Source organism: Pseudoalteromonas sp. HM-SA03 (genome assembly GCF_002289345.1).
Lineage (GTDB): Bacteria > Pseudomonadota > Gammaproteobacteria > Enterobacterales > Alteromonadaceae > Pseudoalteromonas.
Genome location: NZ_NSDG01000046.1, coordinates 59,899 through 84,190, shown reverse-complemented (window position 1 = coordinate 84,190; position 24,292 = coordinate 59,899). Strand labels below are relative to the sequence as shown.

At 42.8% G+C, this 24,292-nt stretch carries 21 protein-coding genes and 1 pseudogene; 14 read left to right on the top strand and 8 right to left on the bottom strand.

Features of this window, described 5'->3' with window-relative positions; all coding sequences use genetic code 11:
• Positions 1–54 precede the first annotated feature (54 nt).
• Positions 55–699, top strand: a complete 645-nt coding sequence (gene adk, locus CKO50_RS09090) for an adenylate kinase (RefSeq protein ID WP_010378026.1) — start codon at positions 55–57, stop codon at positions 697–699.
• A gap of 241 nt (positions 700–940) precedes the next feature.
• Complete coding sequence (locus CKO50_RS09085) at positions 941–1,132, top strand: hypothetical protein (protein WP_095727892.1); 192 nt, start codon at positions 941–943, stop codon at positions 1,130–1,132.
• Between the two features lie 66 nt (positions 1,133–1,198).
• Here the strand turns inward: CKO50_RS09085 and cmoB are convergent, their stop codons facing one another.
• Both cmoB and cmoA read right to left on the bottom strand, forming a co-directional pair.
• Complete coding sequence (cmoB, locus tag CKO50_RS09080) at positions 1,199–2,167, bottom strand: tRNA 5-methoxyuridine(34)/uridine 5-oxyacetic acid(34) synthase CmoB (protein ID WP_095727891.1); 969 nt, start codon at positions 2,165–2,167, stop codon at positions 1,199–1,201.
• Positions 2,168–2,175: 8 nt separating this feature from the next.
• Positions 2,176–2,901: a carboxy-S-adenosyl-L-methionine synthase CmoA gene (cmoA, locus tag CKO50_RS09075; RefSeq protein ID WP_010378032.1), complete on the bottom strand. Its 726-nt coding sequence runs from the start codon at positions 2,899–2,901 to the stop codon at positions 2,176–2,178.
• 115 nt (positions 2,902–3,016) lie between these two features.
• Here cmoA and CKO50_RS09070 point away from each other — a divergent pair, with 115 nt between their 5' ends.
• On the top strand, positions 3,017–3,691 hold the full coding sequence (locus tag CKO50_RS09070; RefSeq protein ID WP_095727918.1) for a DUF3334 family protein: 675 nt from the start codon (positions 3,017–3,019) through the stop codon (positions 3,689–3,691).
• Positions 3,692–3,790: 99 nt separating this feature from the next.
• On the opposite strand, the gene CKO50_RS09065 is transcribed toward CKO50_RS09070, so the two are convergent.
• Positions 3,791–7,522, bottom strand: a complete 3,732-nt coding sequence (locus CKO50_RS09065) for a response regulator (RefSeq protein ID WP_095727890.1) — start codon at positions 7,520–7,522, stop codon at positions 3,791–3,793.
• 105 nt (positions 7,523–7,627) lie between these two features.
• On the opposite strand from CKO50_RS09065, the gene CKO50_RS09060 reads away from it, so the two are divergent.
• Together CKO50_RS09060 and CKO50_RS09055 are read left to right on the top strand one after the other, a co-directional pair.
• Complete coding sequence (locus tag CKO50_RS09060) at positions 7,628–8,749, top strand: response regulator (RefSeq protein WP_095727889.1); 1,122 nt, start codon at positions 7,628–7,630, stop codon at positions 8,747–8,749.
• Positions 8,750–9,134: 385 nt separating this feature from the next.
• Positions 9,135–9,977, top strand: coding sequence for an isopenicillin N synthase family oxygenase (locus tag CKO50_RS09055; protein ID WP_095727888.1), 843 nt, complete (start codon positions 9,135–9,137; stop codon positions 9,975–9,977).
• On the opposite strand, the gene CKO50_RS25095 is transcribed toward CKO50_RS09055, so the two are convergent.
• Positions 9,938–10,132 carry a hypothetical protein gene (locus CKO50_RS25095; protein ID WP_095727887.1) on the bottom strand — a complete coding sequence of 65 codons (195 nt, stop codon included), beginning with the start codon at positions 10,130–10,132 and terminating at the stop codon, positions 9,938–9,940. The genes CKO50_RS09055 and CKO50_RS25095 overlap by 40 nt on opposite strands.
• Positions 10,133–10,614: 482 nt before the next feature.
• Between CKO50_RS25095 and nagK the strand changes: the two genes are divergently transcribed.
• From nagK to CKO50_RS09015, 7 genes are all read left to right on the top strand, one after another.
• Positions 10,615–11,517 carry an N-acetylglucosamine kinase gene (gene nagK / locus CKO50_RS09045; RefSeq protein ID WP_095727886.1) on the top strand — a complete coding sequence of 301 codons (903 nt, stop codon included), beginning with the start codon at positions 10,615–10,617 and terminating at the stop codon, positions 11,515–11,517.
• Complete coding sequence (gene nagA, locus CKO50_RS09040) at positions 11,517–12,641, top strand: N-acetylglucosamine-6-phosphate deacetylase (RefSeq protein ID WP_095727885.1); 1,125 nt, start codon at positions 11,517–11,519, stop codon at positions 12,639–12,641. The genes nagK and nagA overlap by 1 nt, the downstream gene beginning before the upstream one ends.
• A gap of 238 nt (positions 12,642–12,879) precedes the next feature.
• Positions 12,880–14,013 carry a transmembrane glucosamine N-acetyltransferase NagX gene (gene nagX / locus CKO50_RS09035; RefSeq protein ID WP_095727884.1) on the top strand — a complete coding sequence of 378 codons (1,134 nt, stop codon included), beginning with the start codon at positions 12,880–12,882 and terminating at the stop codon, positions 14,011–14,013.
• Positions 14,014–14,275: 262 nt separating this feature from the next.
• On the top strand, positions 14,276–15,070 hold the full coding sequence (gene nagB / locus CKO50_RS09030; RefSeq protein WP_045988699.1) for a glucosamine-6-phosphate deaminase: 795 nt from the start codon (positions 14,276–14,278) through the stop codon (positions 15,068–15,070).
• Between the two features lie 147 nt (positions 15,071–15,217).
• Entirely contained in the window at positions 15,218–16,120 is a 903-nt protein-coding gene (gene nudC, locus CKO50_RS09025; protein WP_095727883.1) for an NAD(+) diphosphatase, read from the top strand.
• Between the two features lie 2 nt (positions 16,121–16,122).
• A complete protein-coding gene (locus CKO50_RS09020) occupies positions 16,123–17,301 on the top strand; it encodes a cystathionine beta-lyase (protein WP_095727882.1) in 1,179 nt (392 codons plus the stop codon).
• Between the two features lie 206 nt (positions 17,302–17,507).
• A complete protein-coding gene (locus CKO50_RS09015) occupies positions 17,508–17,795 on the top strand; it encodes a hypothetical protein (protein WP_095727881.1) in 288 nt (95 codons plus the stop codon).
• A gap of 265 nt (positions 17,796–18,060) precedes the next feature.
• On the opposite strand, the pseudogene CKO50_RS09010 reads toward CKO50_RS09015, so the two are convergent.
• Positions 18,061–18,300, bottom strand: a pseudogene (locus tag CKO50_RS09010) (site-specific integrase); the annotation flags it as partial.
• Between the two features lie 318 nt (positions 18,301–18,618).
• On the opposite strand from CKO50_RS09010, the gene CKO50_RS09005 reads away from it, so the two are divergent.
• Together CKO50_RS09005 and CKO50_RS09000 are read left to right on the top strand one after the other, a co-directional pair.
• On the top strand, positions 18,619–19,053 hold the full coding sequence (locus tag CKO50_RS09005) for a hypothetical protein (protein WP_095727880.1): 435 nt from the start codon (positions 18,619–18,621) through the stop codon (positions 19,051–19,053).
• 125 nt (positions 19,054–19,178) lie between these two features.
• Positions 19,179–19,913 carry a PhzF family phenazine biosynthesis protein gene (locus CKO50_RS09000; RefSeq protein ID WP_095727879.1) on the top strand — a complete coding sequence of 245 codons (735 nt, stop codon included), beginning with the start codon at positions 19,179–19,181 and terminating at the stop codon, positions 19,911–19,913.
• Between the two features lie 393 nt (positions 19,914–20,306).
• Here CKO50_RS09000 and CKO50_RS08995 read toward each other — a convergent pair whose 3' ends face one another.
• The 3 genes from CKO50_RS08995 to CKO50_RS08985 form a co-directional block, all read right to left on the bottom strand.
• Positions 20,307–20,858 (bottom strand): DUF4136 domain-containing protein, encoded by a 552-nt coding sequence (locus CKO50_RS08995; protein WP_010371911.1) that lies wholly within the window; start codon positions 20,856–20,858, stop codon positions 20,307–20,309.
• Between the two features lie 107 nt (positions 20,859–20,965).
• The gene (locus CKO50_RS08990) at positions 20,966–23,743 is read right to left on the bottom strand and encodes an ATPase (RefSeq protein WP_095727878.1); all 2,778 of its coding nucleotides are present in this window, start codon (positions 23,741–23,743) and stop codon (positions 20,966–20,968) included.
• Positions 23,740–24,288 carry a hypothetical protein gene (locus tag CKO50_RS08985; protein WP_010371906.1) on the bottom strand — a complete coding sequence of 183 codons (549 nt, stop codon included), beginning with the start codon at positions 24,286–24,288 and terminating at the stop codon, positions 23,740–23,742. The genes CKO50_RS08990 and CKO50_RS08985 overlap by 4 nt, the downstream gene beginning before the upstream one ends.
• Positions 24,289–24,292 lie beyond the last annotated feature (4 nt).

Here is a 24,292-nt window from a genome sequence, read left to right as displayed (position 1 = left end):
TATATGGAAAAATTCACCACACAAACACCAACAACTCTAAACGAGGATTCAATTATGCGCATCATCTTGCTAGGCGCGCCGGGTGCAGGTAAAGGTACTCAAGCTCAATTTCTAATGGACAAATATGGGATCCCTCAGATCTCGACAGGCGACATGTTACGTGCTGCTATCAAAGAAGGGACTCCGTTGGGTCTTGAAGCGAAAAAAGTCATGGATGCAGGTCAACTAGTATCTGATGAAATCATTATCGGCTTGGTAAAAGAGCGTATCGCAAAAGAAGATTGTGCAAATGGCTTCTTGCTTGATGGCTTCCCACGTACAATTCCACAAGCAGATGCAATGAAAGAAAATGGCATCAAAGTTGACCATGTTATCGAATTTGACGTAGCAGATGAGATCATCGTTGAGCGTATGAGCGGTCGTCGTGTACACCCAGGTTCTGGTCGTGTTTACCACATCGTTTACAACCCGCCTAAAGTAGAAGGCAAAGATGACGTAACGGGTGAAGACCTAATTATTCGTGATGACGACACTGAAGAGACAGTACGTAAACGTCTAGCGATTTACCATGAGCAAACTAAACCTCTAGTAGACTACTACAGTGCGGAAGCGGATGCTGGTAACACGCAATATCATAAACTAGATGGTACACAAGCTGTTGATGCGGTAAGCAAGCAGTTAGGTGAACTATTGGGTTAATGCCCATTAGCTGTACATACTAAAAAAAGGAGCTAATTTAGCTCCTTTTTTAGCGGGATTTATAGCGAACTTTTGACTTAAGTATGAGCGCGGGGTTACTACACATTTACTTTATATGGTAAATAAATCATATTGCCGGACTTATAGAAGAGTGTGAGTTGAGTGTAACTAAATTGTGATTATTGTTGTTTTTTTTGTGTCATTTTAGAGGTGTACAAATGTCTAACCAACGGAGCTGACAATGCACTTAAAACTCAACAAAAAGAAAATTAAAACGTTATCTAAAGATAAACAGGCAATTCCACATGCTCAAACCCCCGCTATTGCTGGTGGGTTATCAAATGAAGTGGATTGTGACACATATAGCCATGGCGGGTGCTGCGGTACAGTTGATCATACAATTATTCACTGTAGTGCTGCTTGTCAACATTAGCAGTGGTACTAGGCTTGGGTTTTAACAGTCCAAGCCTTCATTAAGCGTGATTTATTTAACAAAATATTACGCTTTTGCGATAAATATAGCACGGAGCGGAGCGGGGTAGCCTTCAATGGTTTTGCTGGTGTCATTTGGATCTAAGAAATCAGCAAGTGACTCTGTTTCCATCCAAGGGGTTTGGCGCTGCTCGTCTAACGACGTGACGTCTTTATTTACCACTTTGATATCTTTAAAGCCTACGCGCTCAAGCCATAATGTTAATGCGTCGCAGCTTGGAATAAACCATACATTGCGCATCTTAGCGTAGCGATCGGTCGGCACCAATACTGTATTTACATCGCCCTCAATCACGAGTGTTTCTAGCACTAATTCGCCACCTTTTCTTAGCTGAGACTTTAGCTGTGCTAAAAAGTCGATAGGTGAACGACGGTGATATAGCACGCCCATTGAAAACACAGTATCAAATGCTTTTAGCTCAGGCAGTTGCTCTACACCTAGTGGTAGTAAATGCACGTTTGGATCGGGGTTAAAGTGTTTAATAGTTTGGAATTGGCACAAAAATAGATCGGAGGGATCAATGCCAACAACAAGCTCTGCGCCTTCACCGCGCATACGCCACAAGTGATAACCAGAGCCACAACCGATATCCAATACATTACGGCCGTGAAGGTCGCTGATATGGGGGAGCAGTCGGTCCCATTTCCAGTCGCTGCGCCACTCAGTATCAATATGGACGCCATGTAAATGAAATGGTCCCTTACGCCATGGCATCATGCGCTTTAGTAAATGCGTTAACTGCTTTTGATGACCTTCATTGACGTCTTCGCCAGTACCTATCTCAACTTTGGTTTTTATATCAACATGCGTGGTTGAGATCTCTGGTAGATTTTTAATGACTTTTTCCCATTTCGGCCAGTCGCCATGTTGGGCTTCTTTTTGCCAATGGCTAAGCTGCCCAGGCAACGTTTCTAGCCAATGGCTCAAAGGGGTTTTCGCAATGATTGCATAAAAGTCGGTAAACCAATGATTCATAATTGCCTCTATTTTATTGCTACCATTGAGCAGAAGTTAAAGCACTGATACCACACTTGAGTTTGATTAAAGCCAATATCCTCTAATCTTGTCATATGGGTACTTAACGAGTCCGTGCGCATCACGTTTTCAATCGCAGTGCGTTTTTGGCTGATCTCTAATTCTGAGTAGCCATTGTGGCGTTTAAAGTCGTGGTGAAGGTCGATAAGTAAGTTGTCTTTAGTACCGTTTTCACCGCGAATTTTTTCACTTAATAGCAGTACACCACCAGGTTTCAAACCCTGATATATTTTTTCTAGAACCGCTTTGCGGTTTTCTGGTGGAATAAACTGTAGGGTGAAGTTCATCGCAACGACAGATGCATTGCTAATCTCTATTTCATTGATATCACCTAAAGTGACCGAGACTGGGACGTCGGATTTAAAGCCTTTTAGATGCAGTTGGCAGCGCTCAACCATAGGCTGTGAATTGTCCACGGCAATGATATGACAGTTTTCTTTATCTATATTTCTACGCATGCTTAGCGTGACCGCGCCTAAAGAGCAGCCCAAGTCATATAAGTTTGAGTTACTTTGCGCGTAAGTACCCGCAAGTTTGCCCATTGTGCTTACTATTGTCGCGTAGCCCGGCACTGAGCGCTGGATCATATCTGGAAACACTTCGACGACATTGGCGTCGAAAGTGAAATCTTTTACTGCTTGCTCAGTGGCATAAATACTGTCTTTGCCCGTCACATTTAATCTCTCTTTGAAAATAATCTCGCTATTTTAGCATTTTATGCTGGATAGTCAGTGATAAATTCAGTAGCTTGGCTACTATTAATAATAAGAAGTAACTATGAGACCAAAAATGGCGAAAAGCAAAGTGATTAGCACAGAAGACATCCTCTCAACGCTATGCCACTCAGTAACAGAAGTTCTGTCGTCGGCAAGCGGCAATCAAATTAACTATTCCGCGATGGTACAAAAGATAACTCGTACCTGTATGAGGCCTGACATCGGCTGTTTCGTATTGTTTGATGGCGGCTTTACCGGTTTAGTCGTAACTAATTTTACCGCGCAAGCCGCGATGGAAGTGTATACCGACTACATGCGTAACATGGGCATGCCTGAAGAAGAAATTGCGCATAGTCATTTATCTGATGACGTTGCCAATGTATTGGGTGAGTTGATGAATCAGATTGTTGGTGATTTCACCAACAAAGTACGTGAGCAGCTACATACCTCTATCACGCAAAACCAGCCTAAGATGATGGCTATCAACAAACAGGTGCAGATCTCGGTAGACACAACGATGGATCGCCCGCAGGCGAGACGCGTTACCTTTACCACGCAAGGCCAGAATATTTTCTATCTTGAATTGGCAATGGATAAAACTGAATTCATTAAGCTACATGACTTTGATATTGCAGAGTCGGTAGATCCAGATGACATTATTGCAAGTCAGGCTGAGAAGAAAAAGCCAGCGAAGCCGCTAGACGAAGATGTTGTAGATGACGACTTTATGGATCAATTAGGACTGTAAAACCGTATTTAGAGCACTTAGCAGAAAGGCCACATCTGTGGCCTTTCTGCTAGGTAAAAATCTTCATTTCGCCCTCGGATAAAATATATAGCAATGGCACTAATGCAGTGCGCCTTTTCCTGCATTAAGCTCAGGTGCTTCTTCTACATGCTTTATGGATGTTAGTATCATAAAGGCTTCATTGAACTCAAAGCGGGCGATGGCGGTTTTTAATTTCTGTAGTTCTGGTTCAGTCAAATAGCTACTTACTGAAATTGAGTCTACTAGTTCTGTGGCTTGAGTATCATAATCTCTTAATGCACATGCGAGCTGGATGAGTTCCTCTAATTGACTATTGCCACCTTTTTCTTCGTTGTTTTTCGTTACACTTTTTACCTGATGAGACGCTTCTTTTTTACGACGCTTTTGGCATTGTTCCAGTGCATATTTAACGTATTTAATCAGCTCGTCAATTTCGCTTGCATTAGGTGGGCGGACATTGAGAGAAGCCTCAATGTGTTTAAATTCCTCGGTCAGCCTAACAATCGAAAGGTTAGCACTAGCACCTTTTAATGCATGTAACATGCTATGCGCCAGTTCAAAATTTTCAATGGCTAAAGCCTGTTTTAAATTGATCAGCTCTTCAATCTGCTGGGACAGGAACTTTTCTAAGATATCGAAGTAAACCTTTTGGTTGCCAGCTGCTCGAGCAATACCCTCGGCAATATCAATACCTTCAAACTCAATGATCTCATCAATTTCCTCAACTTCTTCAGTAACTTCTGGTTGATTTGCCACTGGCGTTGCTAAAAGGCTACTGGGCTCCGCGCTTGCATATTTCAAAATACTTTTAACGAGTTGTTCAACGTCGATGGGTTTGGTGACGTGGTCATTCATACCAGCATCGATGCAAGTCTGTATGTCTTCTTCCATTGCATTGGCGGTCATCGCGAGAATAGGAAGTGTATTTTTATTGAACTCTATGCGAAGGTTTTGCGTCGCGGTAATGCCGTCCATCACTGGCATTTGCATATCCATTAAAACAATATCTATGTGTTTGCTATGAACTTGATCAATGGCTTCTTGTCCATTGTCTGCGACCGCTACTTGCGCTCCGAAGCTAGATAAGATCTCCGCTGCTATCTCCTGATTGACTGGCTGATCCTCCGCGACCAAAATTGATATGCCATTTAGTGCTTGTTTACTAATCGTTTGTTCTTTTTTGGTGATAGTGGTTCTTACTTCCGGTGAATCAAACACGGCATTTTGAATAACGTCCACAAGGTTTGACGGATTAATCGGCTTTAAAAGTACACCATCAACGAAACTGGCTTGGCTGCCGTTCAGGTTTAACTCCCGACCATAAGCTGTGACTAAAATAAACTTACTTTGCGATACATCAACTTGCGATTGCAGCTTAGTGATCAGCTCGATACCATCTAATTTCGGCATATGCCAATCGACGAAAATAAGATCGGGTAAATCTTGTGTCAGGACGAATTGATTTAACGCCTTATGAGGGTCTAAATAAGAGCAAACCTGCATACCAAAGTTTGTTAGCATACCGCTTAACACGTCCAATGCGTGTTGGTTATCGTCAATAATTGTTGCTGATAACTCTGATAAGTGGGTAGAGGCCATTTTCGCCTGACTCAGCTCGTCACTGACTTCCATTTCTAATGTGAAATAAAACTCCGAACCGACGTTCTCCTCACTCTCAACATATATTTCTCCCCCCATAAGCTTAACCAGTTGCTGCGAAATCGTGAGGCCAAGCCCAGTACCGCCATATTTTCGGGTGATCGAATTGTCTGCTTGCGAGAAAGATTGAAATAGGTTTTTTTGCTGACGTTTATTCATGCCAATACCGGAGTCTTTGACGCTAAACTTAATTTTCGCTAACCCTTTTTCGACATTGACGAGGGCAACACGAATAACAACCTCGCCAGTTTCTGTGAATTTAACCGCGTTACCCGCTAAATTGATGAGTACTTGGCTTATTCTAAATTGATCGCCAATCACGCAGTAGGGCACTTGTGAGTCTAGATCAAAGACTAACTCTAGTTGTTTTTCTTGGGCTTTTACACTGACGATGGTGGCAACACTGTCGAGTAGCTTTTCTGTTGAAAAAGCCTGATATTCTAACTCGATTTTGCCAGCTTCGATTTTTGAAAAATCGAGTATATCGTTGATCAATCTCAGTAATTGCTTTGCAGATGTATCTATTTTAGATACGTAGTCGTGCTGCTTTGCATTTAATTCGGTCGCGAGTGCGAGATGAGACATACCAATAATCGCGTTCATTGGGGTTCTAATTTCATGGCTCATGTTGGCGAGGAATTCGCTTTTCGCTTTTGCCGAGTTTTGGGCCAAGTCTTTTGCTTCTATGAGTTCTCGTTGTAGTTGGTTCCTCTCCGAAACATCAAGGTACATGCCAACAATCCCAGCTACAGCGCCATTTTCATTAAAAAATGGCGCTTCGTATACAATCAGTTCTCGCGCCTGCTCTTGGCCATCGAGCAATAGTACTTCGTAAGTTTGCTCTTGGGTTGTGGTGATAATTTCGTGGGCTTTAGATTCAAATAGACTGGCTATTCCTAAATCAAAAACCTCGTCTAGCTTAGCGCCAATCACATCTACTTCGAATTGATCTAACAGTGCTAAAAATGACTTGTTTACGCCCATAAATATACCGTCAGTAGAACGATAATATGTAGGGTTTGGGATTGCATTGATAATGTGGTGAGTAAGTTCAAGTTGCTCGCTTAAGGCCGACTCTGTCTTTTGCTGTTTTTCGATATTTTCATTAATAGCAAGTGCGAGGCTTAAGTCCTTACACAAGTACTCAAGCGCTTCAAATTGGCTGTCGATTAACGCCTGAGCACTACCGACTAGCAGCACATAGACCACATGATTGCTGATGGCTAGTGGAAAGCAATAACGGCTTTGTAACTTCACTTCAACTTCTTGTTCTTTGAGCCACAACGGTTCTTGTTGTACTTGTGGTTCATTATTTGTTGCGCAAAGCGCTATTGTGGACGCAATAATTGAGTGGCTTGGTGTAACTCCATGGCTTTTCACTAACGACAACGTGTCGTTTTCTAAATTGGCATAGAGGCAAACACTCGGTGCATTGAACTCATTGGCGATAAACTCTAGAGCGTGGCGTACGATAGGCTCAGAACCGGTGATGGATTTTAGTTCGCGATTATAGTTTTCGATAATGGCAGCTGACGCCAACTTTTGGCTTTGAGCTGTGGTGGCTGCATGGATCGCTTGTGTGAGCCGTTTTACATCGGCGTCACTGTTTGTGGGCACCACAGAAAGAGGGGCACCGTTTAACGCTTGTGCACGTAGCGTATTGATGATGCGATAGAGCGGAGAGAAGTGTTTAGTGCGCATAAACCAAACATAAAAGCTAAAAAATAGTGTTAATACCGCAAAGGCAAGGCCGGTAATCAACAGTATTTGGAGTTGCTGGTTGGTGCTTGTTTCAAGTTCAGCGTTTGCAATGAGAGGCAATTGTGAAATGGCGTTTTGATAACTTTGAGGCAAATTGGCCTGTTCAGCTGAGTTTGCTAAAAATCGAGATTTTAATCTTGCTTGGGTTTCATAAATTTGTTGTAGCGGAAGTGGTAATGAATGACTTGGTGCAGATTTGATTTCACCTAGCCATTGGACGTTTTTATCTTTGCTATACATCTCAAGTGAGAGGTGATTGTGATAAGCGATATTAACGTCAGTCGCGAGAGTGCTGTGGGTGGTTGTTGAGTAGTAGACAAGCGTTGCGCTTCCTAGGGCTGCCATCAAGGCGAAAAGTGCGATCCAACTTAGTAATGCTTTTGAGGACATAAGTTATTATTTACGCGTGAATTTATATATAAACATAGTCGCGATATACAATTTCTCAAGCTATGCTGTAAAAAGTGTCTATCTTAAGGATTTGAGTAACGTTACATGTCAGACATTTTAATTGTTGATGATATGCCTGAAAACCTCCAAGTATTGCAGCTCATACTAAGAAAGGAAGGATATAAAGTATTGGCAGCACGAGGTGGGGACATAGCCTTAGGTATCGTTAAAAAGTATCAGCCTGAATTAATTATTACCGATATAAAAATGCCAAATATGTCGGGGATTGAACTATGTAAAGTGCTTAAGTCCGACAATTCGACGACGGCCATTCCCGTTATTTTTGTTAGCGCTTATGAAGATAGCGAGAGCTTAGTACATGCATTCGAGGTCGGTGGTGTTGACTACATCACAAAACCCTATAAACCCGCTGAAATTATAGCCAGAGTAAATACCCAATTTAAGTTAATTGAAGCGCAAAAGTTAGCGGTAAAACAGCAGCTATCTAAAGCCATAAACCAAATGGTGATGGGGATCGCACACGAAATTAATACTCCGCTCGGTACTAGTATTACCTCAAACACCTTTTTAGAAGACGTCATGCAAGAGCTACAAAGTGCACTTACCGCAGGTACGCTTACGCAGGATGGGTTGGTGACGGGGTTTGATCAGATCAAAGACAGTAGTGCACTGTGTAGCCGCAATCTAGAAAAAGTGGCTAAGTTTGTCAGCTTATTAAAATCGGTCTCCCAGTCTGAGCGAGATAGCAGCTGTGCTGAAGTTAAATTACAAGAAATAGAAACAAGACTAAAAAAAGATTTTTCAAAGCAAAACGTACAAATCCACTTTGTTGGTAACACAACAACTGAAGTTTACGTGGATGGACAAGCTCTGGTTGAGGTCTTGAGCAACTTAGTTGAAAATTCCATTGCACATGCCTGGATTGACCATGATCACCTTGCCACCATCACCTTTACACACTCGGATAACAATTTACATGTGAATTATACTGATAATGGAGTAGGGCTTAGAGGAATTAGTACACAAGAGTTATTAAAGCCATTTGTGACGACAAAAAGAGGTAATGCAGGCCATGTTGGGTTAAGCGCGAACTTAACTGCCAACTTGGTTTCAGGGGCACTTAATGGAGAGTTTAGCGTGAGAAATACATCGAAAGGATTGGAGTGGGATATCCAAATACCGATAGATCCTCCCGAGAATGCTTGATCTGCGTCAAAAGTAGCAGGTCCAACATATAAAAGCGGACATAAGTCCTTATATCATTTGCCCTAATTCAATAAGCTCGCTCGCTGTTAAAACGTAATCTTTAAAAAGTACTCTGCTAACCATGTAATTAGCTACACTTTTTGAAGAATTATCGACAACACGATCGTATAAGGGCTTTTTAGCCTTTGCTGTTGCTGTTTTGAGCGAGACTTTTTAGACACAAGTTTATAGTTTAAAACAACCCCCTAGGTTAACAGACCCGATAACATACGCCTTACCTTCTACTAGGTACGCAGTGTTGAGATGACACGGGAAGTGCGTTATTTACCCCAATGTGTAAATGAGTAAATAACCATGAATTACTAATAATTTTGGTGGAACCATTATGCAACAGTTACCTACCGTAGACTATCAATCGCCAAATGCTGCGAAAGAGTTTGTAGAATCTTTAAGAAACACAGGCTTCGGTGTACTAAAAAATCACCCAATCCCACAAGAGTTGGTTGAGTCAATCTACAAGCATTGGCAAGAATTTTTTAATTCAGAAGAAAAACACGAGTTCCTTTTTAATAAAGAAACCCAAGACGGTTACTTCCCACCAGAAGTATCCGAGGTTGCGAAAGGTTTTACAGTAAAAGACATCAAAGAGTATTTTCACGTTTATCCAAAAGGTCGCGTACCGACTCAATTAGAAGCAGAAATTCGTGAATATTACCGTTTAGCGAGTGAGTTCGCTCAAGAATTGCTAAGCTGGGTGCAAGCTGAAGCGCCTGCAGATGTGAGAGCGAGATTCTCTATTGACCTTAAAGATATGATTAAAGAATCAGAGCAAACATTGCTGCGTATTCTTCATTACCCACCAATGACAGGTGATGAAGAACCAGGCGCAATTCGCGCCGCAGCTCATGGTGATATCAATCTACTTACAGTGTTGCCAGCAGCAAATGAGCCTGGCCTGCAAGTGCAAAGACAAGATGGCAGCTGGTTAGACGTACCATGCGACTTTGGTTCGTTGATTATTAACATTGGTGACATGCTACAAGAGGCGTCGGGTGATTACTTCCCATCGACAATTCACCGTGTGATTAACCCTACAGGTAAAGCGTCGACGAAATCTCGCATTTCATTGCCGCTATTCTTACATCCAAAACCGGATGTTGTGTTGTCAGAGCGTTACACTGCAGATAGTTATTTGCAAGAGCGTTTGAGAGAACTTGGGGTTAAGTAATCTAGGGCCTGTTGGCCTTTGCTATTTGATTTTTGTTCTTCTGAGTGTGTTTTGGTCGCGACGCTCGACTTGCCGCCTAGTAATCTAGGCAAAAGTTGAGCAACAATGAACAAAGCGCACTCAGGTGAACCCAAAGGGCAGCGCTTGATTGGCATTTTCTCTGTGTTGCCCCACAAGGATGTGGGGGAAGGTGACTTTGCAGGAGCATAAAGTCTTTATCGCCTGACTTACATAGAGCAACTATGCTACGCTGGCTCTGCCTTGTATCAATACCAATCAAACTGCTGCAAAAACAAACTTGAAAGAACAACAGGCCCTAGACTTACGATAGCGAATAACCTGAACGACAAGGTTAAATCGATAAAGCGACTTGATGTAATATTGAGTCGCTTTTTTATTATGTGTCTAACAATTTCTAATCCCTGTTAGTCCTTGTAATTTGATGATTATTGCAATTTTTCACTGACAATCCTCATAAACTGTGCAATATTAGTTTTTTTCAAAATGAAGAAATTTCTTGAAAAATTTAATGACAACGCTGTCATTTGTTGTGTAACATCAATTCAACATGAATAAAAAACCGTGTCTAACGAAAATAATAACGCGGTCTAATCTAGAGCAAAGTAGGGGTCTTTACATGATGGCTAAACAGGTTAACCAAGACCAACTATACATCGGTGTCGATGGTGGTGGAACAAAATGCCGCGCTACAATTTATTCTCTTCAACATGGCGTTTTGGGTACGGGTCTAGGCGGTCCTGCGAACCCCTTACATGGTTTAGAACGTACGCTTGAATCTATCATGGTGTCGACACAAATGGCGTTACAAGACGCGGGTCTTCGTGTTGAGCAAGTACATGAGCTAAATGCAGGCCTAGGTCTTGCTGGTGTTAATTTACCCGCGCTCTATGACAAAATTATGCAATGGGAGCACCCCTTTAAACAGATGTTCCTTACTACAGACTTGCACACCGCATGTATTGGCGCCCATGAAGGTAGTGATGGTGCGGTGATTATCACGGGCACCGGCTCCTGTGGTTTTGCCTTAGTTGATGGTAAAACAGTGAACTATGGTGGTCATGGCTTTGCACAAGGCGACATGGGCAGTGGCGCATGGATGGGGTTAGAGGCGGTAAAAGCTGCGTTACTCGATCTTGATGGCCTTGGTGAAAAAACATCATTGAGCCAAGTATTACTAGAGCACTTCAGTGCGAAGGGGGCCATGGGTATTGCTGAACAAATGGCGGGGCAGCCGTCTAGCGGTTATGCAAAGCTTGCTCGTTATGTATTAGAGCAAGCCAAGCAAAATGATGAAATTGCCCTTTCTATCGTAAAGTCTGGTGCGGAATATATTAGTCGTTTAGCGAAGCGTTTACTTGANCCTAGACTCTCTATGATCGGCGGATTATCAGAGCCGCTACAACCTTGGCTTGACCCAGAGGTTGCAAAGCAAGTCCAATTACCTAAACAACCTCCTGAAATGGGGGCAATTTACTTTGCAATTCAAAGTGCAGGTCAAGAATTAAAAAAGGCGAACTAATGACGACTCAATGTTATTTTGCTCCAGAATTTTTTGATGGTGAAAGTTTTAGAACAGACGTTTACTTCGAAGTAAACAACGGCCAAATAGGTTATATCAATGAGTCGCAAGCGACCAATGTATCTAAGCTACCAGGGCTAGTTGCACCTGGTTTTATTGATGTACAGGTTAATGGTGGTGGTGGTGCATTTTTTAATGCTGAGCAATCCACGACATGTTTGGCGACTATGATTAAAGCACATGGTCAGTTTGGTTCCACGGGATTAATGCCAACCCTTATCACCGACAAGATTGAAGTGATGCAACAAGCGGCAGATGCAACAGCAGAAGCGATTGCTACTAATCAGCCCGGAGTGCTTGGGATCCATTTTGAAGGTCCACACTTATCTCATCCTAAAAAGGGTACGCATAGCGAAAAGTTCATCAGACCAATTTCAGAGCAAGAATTTGCGGTTTACGCGCGTCAAGATTTAGGCATCAAAATGGTGACTTTAGCACCTGAAACCGTGCCACTTAGCGATATCGAACGCTTGATTTCATTGGGTGTGAAAGTGTGTATCGGTCATTCAAACGCGGACTATGACACCGCTAACGCTGCACTAAACGTTGGCGTTGATGGTTTTACTCATCTATTTAATGCAATGTCTGCGTTTACGTCGCGTGAGCCGGGCGTTGTCGGCGCTGCGCTTTGGAATGACAATAGCTGGTGTGGTTTGATTGTTGATGGTCATCACGTTCATCCATTGTCGGCGCAGCTTGCGATTCGTACTAAGCAGCGTGGCAAAATGATGCTAGTGACGGATGCCATGCCTCCAGTTGGGACAGATGATACGGAGTTTGACTTTTTTGATGGCAGAAAAGTTATTCGTACCGGTGATCGGTTAAATTCAACGACTGGTGAGCTTGCTGGCAGTGTATTGGATATGGCAAGTGCGGTGCGAAACACTGTCAATACGCTTAACGTGAGTCTAGCGGAAAGTTTGCGCATGGCCTCTCTTTACCCTGCGCAATATCTTGGCCTGTCTCAAAAGGGGCACTTAAGATCGGGTGCTGATGCTGATTTCGTGGTGCTCGACAGCGATTTGATTGTGAAGCAAACCTATATTGGTGGTCAGTTGTTATAACTGATTTGCAATCGAATAATAGTGGACGGAAATGGCCGCTTAAGTTTCCCTGATAAAACCCCGCAGCAGTACCGCGGGGCTTTGTTTTTTAAGCTTAGCCGGTATTTGGTTAAGCATGGGTGGATCGACAACTCAGAAAGTTACAGTAATGTGCGTAATGCTCAAATCAAACCTTGAGGCAAATGGATTTGCTTGATTGAGCGATCCATAGTTAATGTTTTCACGCGGATAAATAGCAATGACAACGAATAATAAGCCAAAACGACTTGCGTCTTTAGATGCCTTACGCGGCATGGATATGTTCTGGATCTTAGGTGGCCAGTCTATTTTTGCGGCACTGTTTGTACTGACCGGATGGCAAGGGTGGAAGGCTTTTGAAGCGCATACACTGCACAGTCCTTGGCATGGCTTCACTTTTTATGATCTTATCTTCCCACTGTTTATCTTTTTATCGGGTGTGGCGATGGGCTTGTCGCCTAAACGTATCGATCATCTGCCCTTTAATGAACGGAAACCGTTTTATCTCAAAGCACTGAAGCGCCTTTTGTTACTGTGTGCTTTTGGCGTGTTATACAATCATGGTTGGGGAACTGGGATCCCAATGGATCCAGACGGTGTTCGCTACGCCAGTGTATTAGGTCGCATTGCGTTTGCTTGGTTCTTTTGTGCTTTACTGGTTTGGCATACGAGCTTGCGAACCTTGGCTTATGTGGGTGTAGGCATATTGATATTTTATTGGTTACTGCTTTGCTTTATCCCGGTTCCTGGTGGGCAAGCGGGGGACTTAAGTGCAAATGGTGTTGGTAGTTGGAATGCGTTCATTGATACGTATTTACTACCAGGGATCAGTTATCAAAATCGTCCGGTTGACCCTGAAGGTGTGCTGTCAAGCTTACCTGCCATTGTAAATGCTATCGCAGGTGTATTTGCTGGTCGTGCGATTGCCAATGCACAAACGCAGGGAGAGTGGAAAATTGTTGGTATTTTGGCAGGATCTGGTGTACTCGCCTTAGCACTAGGTTGGCTTTGGGACATGCAATTTCCAGTTAATAAAGAATTGTGGACAAGCTCATTTGTGCTAGTAACCGTCGGCTGGAGTGCAATTCTACTAGCGGTATTTTACGCGATAGTAGATGTACTGAGCTTCCAACGTTGGGCGTATCCATTTGTTATTATAGGAGCCAACTCCATTATTATTTATTTGGCGTCAAGCTTAGTGAATTGGACCTTTATTAGTAAAAGCGTATTCGGTGGCGTGATTGCCTCCGTGCCAGCTGCGTGGCAACCATTAATTGCTGTTTTTGCGCTACTGGCGGTACAGCTTTTAGTGCTGCACTGGATGTATAAACGCCGTATTTTTGTAAGTGTATAATATTCATAAGCCTCCTTTCAAAAAGCCCACCGTTGTGGGCTTTTTAACACCTTTAGATTGCATAGAGTAAAAAACATCCATATTTTTTTTCACTTTTGCTTTACAAGCGAATTATTTCTGATAATAATGACAGCGTTGTCATAATGGTAATAACCTAATGTTGTGTATCCCAATTAGGTTCGATCTGACCTTGCTTTGATTGCACGCGAGGCAAGGCTCAGATCCCATTTTATTCTAATCATCTCAACATTTGGTTAATCGTATGCAAGTAGTCATTTTAAAAGACGCTGCCGAAGTGGCAGCATATGGTGCAGACATTTTTACAACGCAATTAAAGCGTAAAGCTAACTCTGTGTTGGGATTAGCGACGGGTTCAACACCGGTCGCTTTGTATCAAGAATTAATTAAGCGTAACCAAGCGAACGAAATCAGTTTTGCTGAAGTTACCAGCTTTAACCTAGATGAATATTTAGGTTTAGATGGCTCGCACCCACAAAGTTATCGTTACTTTATGCAGCAGCAGCTGTTTGACCATATCAACATTGATAAAAGTAACACGCACGTACCACCGGGTGACGCAAAAAACCCAATTACGGCGTGCGGTGAATATGAAGCGCGTATTAAATCTGCTGGTGGTATTGATGTACAGCTATTAGGTATTGGCAGAAATGGCCATATTGGCTTTAACGAACCATCTTCTGGCTTAACGTCACGCACTCGGGTTAAAACCCTAACGAAAGCGACGATTGACGATAACGCCCGTTTTTTTAAAGCTGATGAGTACCAACCTCACTTGTCAATCACAATGGGTATTGGCACGATTTTAGATGCTAAAAAAGTCGTGTTATTAGCGACTGGTGAAAATAAAGCCGATGCCGTTGTTGCTATGGTGGAAGGCCCGTTAACTGCGGCGTGTCCGGCTTCGGCACTACAAATGCATCGTGATGCTGTAATCGTCATCGATGAAGCTGCGGCATCTAAGCTAAAAGATATTGAATTCTATAAGCATATTGAAAACGAAAATCAAAAGCTGTTGGACTATCTTGCCTCTCTGTAGTGTGAAATCACACTGTAGTTTTCAAAAGCCCATTTATGGGCTTTTTTTTTGCCTGTACCTTTGTGCTATGGTAGTTTTAAGGTCTCGCCGAGGTGGATAAAATGTTCCAGAACACGAAGGAATAGGGGCTTGCTGTATTACACTCAAATGACGTTGGACAGAGCATCTAACGAAAGAAAAGATCAAAACTGGTTATTATCTCAAATGGGTGACAATAGTCGCTGGTTATTAATTCAAGACGACGCTAATTTAGTGCGTGCCCGAGATAATGAATTACATTATCTTTCTCGCACAGAAGTCGCTGATTTAGCACTTCAAGACGCGATATTCTTAGGTCGTGACGAAGCGCACAGCTATTTTGCGCTTGACGTCTCTAAACAACGAGACAAGCTTTCTTTTATTGACTCCGAGTCAGAATTCATCGACATGCGCCAAGTGGGTCGTAACTTACCAAAGCAACAGGGCTCAATTGGTGTACTTGCACGAGGCTTGTGTTACTGGCATAAAACCCATTGTTTTTGTGGACGTTGTGGGCAACCCAATAAAATGGTTGAAGCAGGTCATGCAAGACGTTGTGTTAACCCAGAATGCCGGCATATGACGTTTCCACGTACAGATCCTGCCGTTATCATGCTCGTCACTCATGTTTTTCCTGATGGCGTTGAGCGCTGCTTGTTGGGCCGTCAGGCAATTTGGCCAGAAGGTGTATTTTCGACACTGGCTGGGTTTGTTGACCCCGGCGAATCGTTAGAGCAAGCCGTGATAAGGGAAGTGATGGAAGAGGCGGGTGTTGAAGCATACGACGCCACTTATATTGCCTCACAGCCTTGGCCATTCCCGTCTTCACTTATGCTTGGATTTATCGCGAAGGCGAAAACCACAGAGATTTTTGTCGAGCAAGATGAGCTTGAGCAAGCTAAATGGTTTTCACGGGCAGAGCTTAATACATTTTCAGAGTGGGGTGATACAAAGCCCGGCTATAAACTCACCAGAGAAGACTCTATCTCCAGATATTTAGTTGAATACTGGCGTGCACAATCAGAAGAGTAATTATGAAAAAGCATACTAAAATCGTTGCTGCTGGAAGAAAAGCAGAATATACCAGAGGGGTAGTAAACCCAGTTGTTCAGCGCGCCTCTACTGTAGTTTTTGAGAGCGTTGCCGAAATGCAAGAAGCGATAAAAGGCCGTGGACATCGCACCCTGTTTTACGGCCGCCGTGGCACCAATACCCATTTCGCCTTGCAAGATGCCATTACTGAGCTTGAAAATGGTGCGGGTTGCGCCTTATATCCGTCTGGTGCTGCTGCTATCGCACAGTCACTACTGTCATTTTTAAAAGCAGGCGATCACTTGCTGATGGTGGATACTGCGTATGAACCAACCAGAGATTTGTGCGATAAGCTGTTAAAAGGCTACGGTATCGAAACCACTTATTATGACCCTATGGCCGGCGCCGAGATTGACGCGTTAATTCAAGACAATACCAAAGTGTTGTTCTTAGAGTCTCCAGGTTCTATCACCATGGAAGTTCAAGATGTGCCAGCGATGGTTGAAGTTGCAAAGCGCCGTGGCGTTATCACTATGCTTGATAATACGTGGGGCAATGGCTGGCAATTTCGTCCGCTCGATCATGGTGTTGATATCAGCATTCAAGCGGCAACCAAGTATATTGTTGGGCATTCGGATGTCATGATGGGGGTTGCTGTTGCAAACGAGCGTTATTGGCCTGAACTTAGAGAACACTCGTATTTACTGGGTCAATGTACCTCTGCAGATGATGCTTATTTAGCACTACGTGGGTTACGTACTATGCCTGCGAGGTTAAGACAACACGAACAGTCGGCAATGATAGTGGCGAAATGGCTCGAAGCGCATCCACTCGTGGATCACGTTAGACATCCCGCTTTTGAGACTTGCCCCGGTCATGAATTCTTCAAGCGAGACTTTGATGGCAGTAATGGTTTGTTTTCAATCGTAATGAAAGAAGGTAGCCAAAAGGCGATTAACCGCTTCTTAGATGCTTTATCCCATTTTAAAATGGGTTTTTCATGGGGCGGCTATGAAAGTTTAGTTACAGCCAATAAAACCATGGAGCACTTGCGATCAACCACAGGTTGGGCATTGGGCCCCGTGATCCGCCTTCACATCGGTCTTGAAGACGTAGAAGACTTGATAGAAGATTTAGAACACGCACTTAAGATCTACGAACAAAACCTCGGTAAATCTTAAAACCTCGATCAGTATGGGGTGCTTCATTTTATATGAGGTACCTCGGATTTATTGAGCCACAATAGCTGTTGGATCAAGACTGAAAACTGTAGAGAACAATACCAGTTTGGCGCAGTTTAAGCGTAAAGCACAGGGAACCTTTAGAGGGAGGTAATGTCTAAGAGCGACGTCATGAAAGTATTGCAAACTGAATTCAAGGAAAGGTGATGAAGTTAAACAGACTGATTATGTTACCGATAATCTCACTCAGCGCTTGTGTAGTAATGCCTGTGCAAGATACTGCTCACACCAACAAGTGCGAGATTTCATCTGATAGAAAAACCCTAAAGATAGTCGATGTTGCAGACGAAACCAATACGTATTATTCCGTGAGTGGAATTATATTAACGCCGATACTCGTTCCTACTACTGCTATTATTTCGGGAACTTATGTGCTGGCAAATAATGCCTATCGTCTTGGGGAAGAGACGATAAAATGCGAAAACAAATCTTAAAACCAACTACAAACTTGTTTAATTGTTGCGTCGTGTGTTGATTTAAGCACAGCGCAACGCTCCAAAACCACTTGTGCGAGCTCCTTGGTTTGCTGAATTTTTACTTTTCTTAAGTATTTAGCCTTCAGATATCTCCTTTTTACAACTGTTTTCTAATGCATTGAAAAAATATAGATATTTTAATGCTTTTAAGTTGTTTACGTTTCCTTTTTCCCTTCAGAGCGAACGTCCATATATGTCACTTATTTTCTCCTTATTTTCCTCTCAAGTAGGCTAGCGCGTTAAGTGCAATTTTTTGTGTGTTGATAGCCACATTTCGTTGGTTGGCAAGGAAGACTAAAAATTGTGTAACCTCTTCCGTTCCCATTGTCTCAGGGTGACGCTTGTGGTGAAAGTTAATGAATGCCTTAATCCAATATAGGTAGGTTTTTTCTGTACTAATGCTGTAATCACGCATACGTATTTCTTCCTGAAGACCTTTCAGAAATGGGCTTTTTAGACTCATGATAACTGCTTACCTTATGTGGCTGTGTACATATACAGTGTTATCTGAAGTTCTCGGATATCAAGGAAAATAATGAAAAAAATTTTGCGCGTTTACGCATGAATAAATTAAAAATATTATTTTTATCAATAGGTTATTTATTTTCGATTTGAGATAATAGGTTTGGGAAACGCGCATGCGCATTTTTCCAGATGGTATATTTAGCAGAATGCTGATAAGTTCGTTGCATACAGATAGTTAACTGTGCGTGTTTTCATTGGTCCAACGAGGTAAACGCGCACGCGCACGAATAAAATGTTATATTTCGGGAGATACATAATGGAAGTGGTACTCGAAAATAGAGAAACTGGTGCTAGCAAGAAAGAGTACCGTAAAGCGCTTGTCCCGACGTGGATTAAGGTTTTTGGCTGGATATTCATTGTTATGGGGGCTCTAGTCCCGTTTTTCTACCTTACTTCTCTATTTTTTGGATTTTCAGCTTCTTACATGATGTTTGGCCTAGAGTACGAGGGACCGGCATTTGCTCTGATGCCATTGTCGATATCCACCATCATTTTAATAAATGGTATTTGTGCCTATGGCCTACTTTTTGGTAAGGAGTGGGGGTTAAATGCTTGCTTGGTGTTTGGTTACATAGGCCTTTTTATAACTATAGCTACCATGTTTGTCGGTTCTGGGTTAGTAATTCGTCTAGAGCCAATCATACAGATCCCATACCTTATTAAACTTCATAAAATCAAGGCGCACTGGTGAAGCGAAATATAACCATACGCAGCACTACGCAGCCTTCGGCTGCCGGACACTCGCAAGCTCGTGCCGGTGTGCTTAGGCGTTAAATTGCAATCGAGGGGGAAATTATCAAATTAGAAACATATGATGTGTTTGGTGGTGAGTCGGCTTCTGGTAACCCTTGTGGTGTATTAGAGCTTGATAGTTGGCTTTCTGATGAAGATTTACAGAAAATAACTTGTGAAGCAGGACTTCCAGTTACCTCTTTTGTTATCAAAATTAATGGACAGTTTCACATTCGTTGGTTTGCGCTGGATGGGGAAATTAACCTGTGTGGGCATGGTAGCTTAGGGGCTGGTGCTGCAATCATCTCTAAGTACAAACTCGATAGTGTACTTTTCAGCAGCAAACACGGAGACGTCTCAATCGCCAAAAAGAATGGTGCGTATACTCTTGAGATGCCTAGCTGGAAAGGTGAAACATGTGTCGTCCCGCCAGAAATAGCGGATTTGGCAGTTGATGCTATTGAGGTATTTTCAACTCGAGACTTAGTTATAGTCTTGCCCTCAATAGAATCTGTAAGAGATTTTAAGCCTGATGATATGCGCTTTAAACAGCTTGGTAATTATCATGCTTTAATCGTGACTGCAGCAAGTGGAGAAAATGGGTACGTATTAAGATATTTTGCGCCCAAAATTGGTATATCTGAAGATCTAGCTACGGGTTCAGCTCAATGCTCTTTAGCTCCATACTGGTTTGATAGGCTTGACTCAGATTCACTTCAGGTACACCAACTTTCGTCGTCAGGTGGCTATTTTGGCGTAAGGCGTATTTTAGGTGACTCAATCGTGTTATCAGCAAATGCAAAGCTACGGAAAAAGTAGCAATTTAACAAACTGTATAAGAGTGATTCGCAACGCATGGCATTTCGCTATGTGTTGATTTTAGTGATTAAGGTGTTGTGCTGAGGCTTTTGTATTACGCTGTTCACACCTTAATGCGGCGCTAGCCCATAGAGTTTTTATGCGCAATTCACCGAATACAGCCGACGACCTAAAACGTTTCTGTCCAAATACGAGTTGGGCGAGCGTCCGTTATCACAATTGGATTTAAGGTATGAAATCGCTGTTGGACGGCCGAGTTTAGCACTCATATTTGATTAAACCCTAACAATCAAACCTGACAGATAAAGTTTAGACTTATTCACCTTAAGACTGTTCACCTTCAAAATAGTGATGAGGAATTCGGATCAAGCCAAGACTTGATCCGGTTTTCGCTTAGTGCTGTGGCTGTGGTGGGAAGTTAGCCAGCAATTCCGAAATGGTTTTGTTAATTGACGCTGTTCTTTGATCTGGTGATTGGTTGCTACGTAAGCGACCTTCTTTTGCACCGCGCCAAACTAGCTGGTTAGACGCTTTGTCTATCATATCGAGTACTAGCGTACCTACTTCATATTCACGTGTTGTGGTCTGTGTTTGCCAACCAATACCCCAGTAGTTCCAACGCGCACCGTACGTGGTGTGAAGCGAGTCAGATTCAATTTTTGTATCAACTGAAGCGTGATAGTTAACCAGTAAGTCAGCCGATTGCGGATCGGTGAGGGTGAAACCTTGTTTGCTCATTTCGTTTTGAATTGCACTGCGGATCCGCTTTTCCATTAAGTCATTGACTTGGTATTCACGACCATTATTTTTTAGGTCCGCTTCAGGTGACCAAGCATAGGTTTTGTAGTTAGCGAATTGTACAGACTTATCATAATCCCAATCAGGGGTTTTGGCGCAGGCCGCTAACATCAGCACCAAAGTGGCGATAACAATATTCTTAAACATGTGTCTTTACTCCTTAGTCGGATGTCTGCTCTACCTTAACGTGTTAAGGCGTTAAATGGTAGAGACAAGCACCCTTTAATAATTGTATCTAAGACATTAACTTGAGATTAATGTTCCACTTCTATCCAGTCTTTTTCATCCACCCAGTTTTGGCTACCTTGTGCAACACTGCGGATCGGCACCAAGTAGTCACAGCTGATCTGTGGTTTCACCGATGCAAAAATTGGTACAAACCCAAAGCTTAGTGCGGTTTCGATAATAGCCTTTTGGTTTTGTGGGTCGATATCCGCAGCTTCATCGATGTAAATTGGGATACGATACATTGCTTGTTCTTGATCAGATAATAGATAGCGAATAAATAGCATGCCACATAAAAGCTTGATGGTGATCCGCGTGCCGTTTGAGCCAGCCGAGTCAATTTTATCAAAGTGCTCAGTATCACCTGCGCGGTTGACCACTTCAAAGCGAATGTCGAAGAGATCGGTTAACGTCAATCCCGCTTTATCACTTGCCAGTTTGATGATGTGATCTTTCGCCTCATTGACAGACTTTTCTGAGCTAGGCTGCTCACTAAGTAAGTCTAAGCTTTCGCCTTTTTCATATAAATCTGAAGTGCCGATAATGGTATCTATGCTATCAACTAGCATTTTACGAGGGATGACATTGATTTTGAATGCCTGCAAGTTAGAGATACGATGCTGGCTTATGCCTTTGTTAAAGCTGTTCATCTCTCGGCGTAAGCGGTCTAAGTCTTGACGCAATCCTTTAATGGTTGCGGCCACTTCAGTGAGCGCCACTCGTGCTTGTTTATCGACGGCATCTCGTTCGTTATCTAAGTTATGATACGCGCTGATCAGCTTTTGATACTTAATAGTAACGTCTGACTCGTTTTCAAACTTAGTGATCCCAGCATTGTAGATATGCAAGTAGGTATTACGCACATTAACGTCTAAGTTTCTAAGCTCATTACAATCTTTATTAAACTGGTGGACCACTTCAGAGAGGTTATCAAAATCTAGGTTAATTTCGATTTCGTATGGTGCCAGCTTACCCGAATATAGGTCTAGTGTGTGGTCGATACGTTCTGACTTCACTTGCTTTAGGCGGTCGGCTTGGCGCACCAACAAGTCTTGCTTGCTTTTAATGATAGAGCGGCGGTCTGAAATTGAACCAGCATTACGTTGAATATCATGTAAATATTCATCAACTTGCTCTCGTTCCATCTCTAGTTGCTCTTTTAGTGCTTGTTGAGCATCGACCGATTGCAACATGGTTTGATATTGCTCAAAGCGTTTCATGGCCGCTTCTGTTGCCATGAGTTCATCATAAAGCGCATCACGTTCTTTTTGCTTTTCAGCGACATTTGCAGCGACTTCACGCTGCTGCTTTAAGTCGTTAAGCGACTGTTGTAGTGACTCCAGCTGTGCTTGCAATTGGGCTTTGTTCTCACCGCTTTGCATTTGTACTGGACTTAGTTTTTTCAACTTAACGGTAGCGCCAGGCACCTTAAGCTCACCGCCTTGAACTGACTTAGATAGCGACTCTAAAAATGCGCCAAAGGCATCCTCGTCGGTGATATCAATTTCACCTTGAGAAGTGGTTGAAAATGATAATAAATCTGGGTTCAAGATCCGTGAGATTTCTTCCACTTCTTTTAAAGAAAGATCTTCACGCATACGAGTAAACAGGTTGAACTCAAGGTTCTTGAGTTGCAGTTTTAAACTCTTAATCTGCTTTTGTGTTTCGTTGATGCGAAAATCAAGGGTATGGAGACTTTGCCCCTGTGCACTATTAATTGAGAAGGAAAGTTGCTCATATTCCTTTTTCAACAGCGTTAAATTGGTTTTAAGCGTTGCATGATTAGTTAGTTCAAATTCACGTTTTAACGCGTGGAAATCGGTAAACCATTGCTCTATTTGGGTTTGTTTACGCTCGATATCACGAGACTGTTGGACGTACAGCTGCTGCTTAGACTCAAATTCGCGCTTTTCGGCTTCGATGTCTTCTAGCTGTGTTGCCAACTCTGCAATTTGCTCGTTGTGATAGTTATCATATTCGACCAAAGCCAAATCGAGTTTTGGTGCGTAAGCCGCCAGTTTGCCTTTTAATACCGCTTCGTTTTCAAGCATTTTCTCAAGGGCTGAAATTGGCTCTTGCATCGACTCCAGCGCATTTAGCTCACGGCGCGCACGGTTGACTTTATCAAAAGCGCGACGCCAGACTTCATAAAAGTCGACTTTCGAGTTCGACATATGGCGTTCGAACACCTTGAGCATAAAGCGCTTTACGTCCTGTGCGCCGAGCTTATGCAGATTCAGAATACGACGGAATATTTCTTTGTATACCGGCGCATCTTGGACATTATTCAGTGGGATCATCTTCAGGTTGATATCGCCATCAAATGGTGTGGCGCCACCTGTGAGTAGGGCATTAAGCTCTTGTGCTTTTAGTTCTACAGGCTTAAGTTGTTTTTCCTGTAAGTGATTAAATAGCTTAGTGTACTTGATGATACTTTTACCTTGGGTGTAATCATCAAGGTTCAGTTTGCCTTGATAGCAAAAAAACTGGTGCGCGTAACCGGCGATTTTCCCCAGCCCCGCAACGCCAATGACCACATCGCCATGGGGGAGGTTGGCTTCCAGCAAAATATAGGATTGATCAGAAGAAAAGTAGAATTTACGCGTTTCTTCTAAATCGTGACCATCCCATTCAGTCAGTCTTAAATCGTTGATAAGTGGAAACTGCAGCGCATTGATCACCGAGCTTTTACCAGTGTTATTCGGAGCGCAGATAGACGCGCTTTTATCCAGAGGAATGACACACTTAGCGTATCCGGCGGTATTTAATAATGCTAGTTTACTTAAGCCGTACAACTGCTCGCTCATAGCTCGTCCTCAATATCATACTGTTCTTCGTTTACTTCCATTAGCGCGTCAATGTAGCGATAAATCGGTGCAAGTAGCATAAAGCCTTGCTCAACCTCACGGGCTAGACCCAGTCTCACCATACGTAAAAACACGTCTTTTCTGAGATCTGAGCCCGAAAAAATCTCCAGCTGGTCAAAAAGATGCTTATTGAGCTGCACTATGGTTTGCATTAGCTCTAAATCGCAGCTTTCATCAAATAGTACGCGAAGCGGATCTTTACCTTGGTTGGCATAGTGCTCAATCAAAATATAAATGGTTAGGGCAATTGCGCGGGAAATTTTCCCCATATTTGGCGTGCTTTCATCGCTTGCCAAATAGTAAAAGCCACGGGCATCGTGCTGTAAGTCATGGCCTAAAGCTGAAAATAGCGCTTGATAGCTATCAATTTGCTGATCTAACTCTTGCCAAAGGGTAGTGTCTTGCTCACTGATATGATACCCGCTCACCAGTTTTTTATTAATGGCTTGGAGTTCATTGAGCATGTCTAAGTTAATTGTCGTCATAATG

What these genes read in the sequence shown, in the direction of transcription:
- CKO50_RS08990 (WP_095727878.1), bottom strand. Translation starts at nt 23,743, where the DNA reads ATGAGCGAGCAGTTGTACGGCTTAAGTAAACTAGCATTATTAAATACC.
- nagB (WP_045988699.1), top strand. Translation starts at nt 14,276, where the DNA reads ATGCAAGTAGTCATTTTAAAAGACGCTGCCGAAGTGGCAGCATATGGT.
- CKO50_RS09065 (WP_095727890.1), bottom strand. Translation starts at nt 7,522, where the DNA reads ATGTCCTCAAAAGCATTACTAAGTTGGATCGCACTTTTCGCCTTGATG.
- CKO50_RS09015 (WP_095727881.1), top strand. Translation starts at nt 17,508, where the DNA reads ATGAAGTTAAACAGACTGATTATGTTACCGATAATCTCACTCAGCGCT.
- CKO50_RS08995 (WP_010371911.1), bottom strand. Translation starts at nt 20,858, where the DNA reads ATGTTTAAGAATATTGTTATCGCCACTTTGGTGCTGATGTTAGCGGCC.
- CKO50_RS09070 (WP_095727918.1), top strand. Translation starts at nt 3,017, where the DNA reads ATGGCGAAAAGCAAAGTGATTAGCACAGAAGACATCCTCTCAACGCTA.
- CKO50_RS09060 (WP_095727889.1), top strand. Translation starts at nt 7,628, where the DNA reads ATGTCAGACATTTTAATTGTTGATGATATGCCTGAAAACCTCCAAGTA.
- CKO50_RS09020 (WP_095727882.1), top strand. Translation starts at nt 16,123, where the DNA reads ATGAAAAAGCATACTAAAATCGTTGCTGCTGGAAGAAAAGCAGAATAT.
- CKO50_RS09055 (WP_095727888.1), top strand. Translation starts at nt 9,135, where the DNA reads ATGCAACAGTTACCTACCGTAGACTATCAATCGCCAAATGCTGCGAAA.
- CKO50_RS08985 (WP_010371906.1), bottom strand. Translation starts at nt 24,288, where the DNA reads ATGACGACAATTAACTTAGACATGCTCAATGAACTCCAAGCCATTAAT.
- nagA (WP_095727885.1), top strand. Translation starts at nt 11,517, where the DNA reads ATGACGACTCAATGTTATTTTGCTCCAGAATTTTTTGATGGTGAAAGT.
- CKO50_RS09085 (WP_095727892.1), top strand. Translation starts at nt 941, where the DNA reads ATGCACTTAAAACTCAACAAAAAGAAAATTAAAACGTTATCTAAAGAT.
- nudC (WP_095727883.1), top strand. Translation starts at nt 15,218, where the DNA reads ATGACGTTGGACAGAGCATCTAACGAAAGAAAAGATCAAAACTGGTTA.
- nagX (WP_095727884.1), top strand. Translation starts at nt 12,880, where the DNA reads ATGACAACGAATAATAAGCCAAAACGACTTGCGTCTTTAGATGCCTTA.
- cmoB (WP_095727891.1), bottom strand. Translation starts at nt 2,167, where the DNA reads ATGAATCATTGGTTTACCGACTTTTATGCAATCATTGCGAAAACCCCT.
- CKO50_RS25095 (WP_095727887.1), bottom strand. Translation starts at nt 10,132, where the DNA reads ATGCCAATCAAGCGCTGCCCTTTGGGTTCACCTGAGTGCGCTTTGTTC.
- CKO50_RS09005 (WP_095727880.1), top strand. Translation starts at nt 18,619, where the DNA reads ATGGAAGTGGTACTCGAAAATAGAGAAACTGGTGCTAGCAAGAAAGAG.
- adk (WP_010378026.1), top strand. Translation starts at nt 55, where the DNA reads ATGCGCATCATCTTGCTAGGCGCGCCGGGTGCAGGTAAAGGTACTCAA.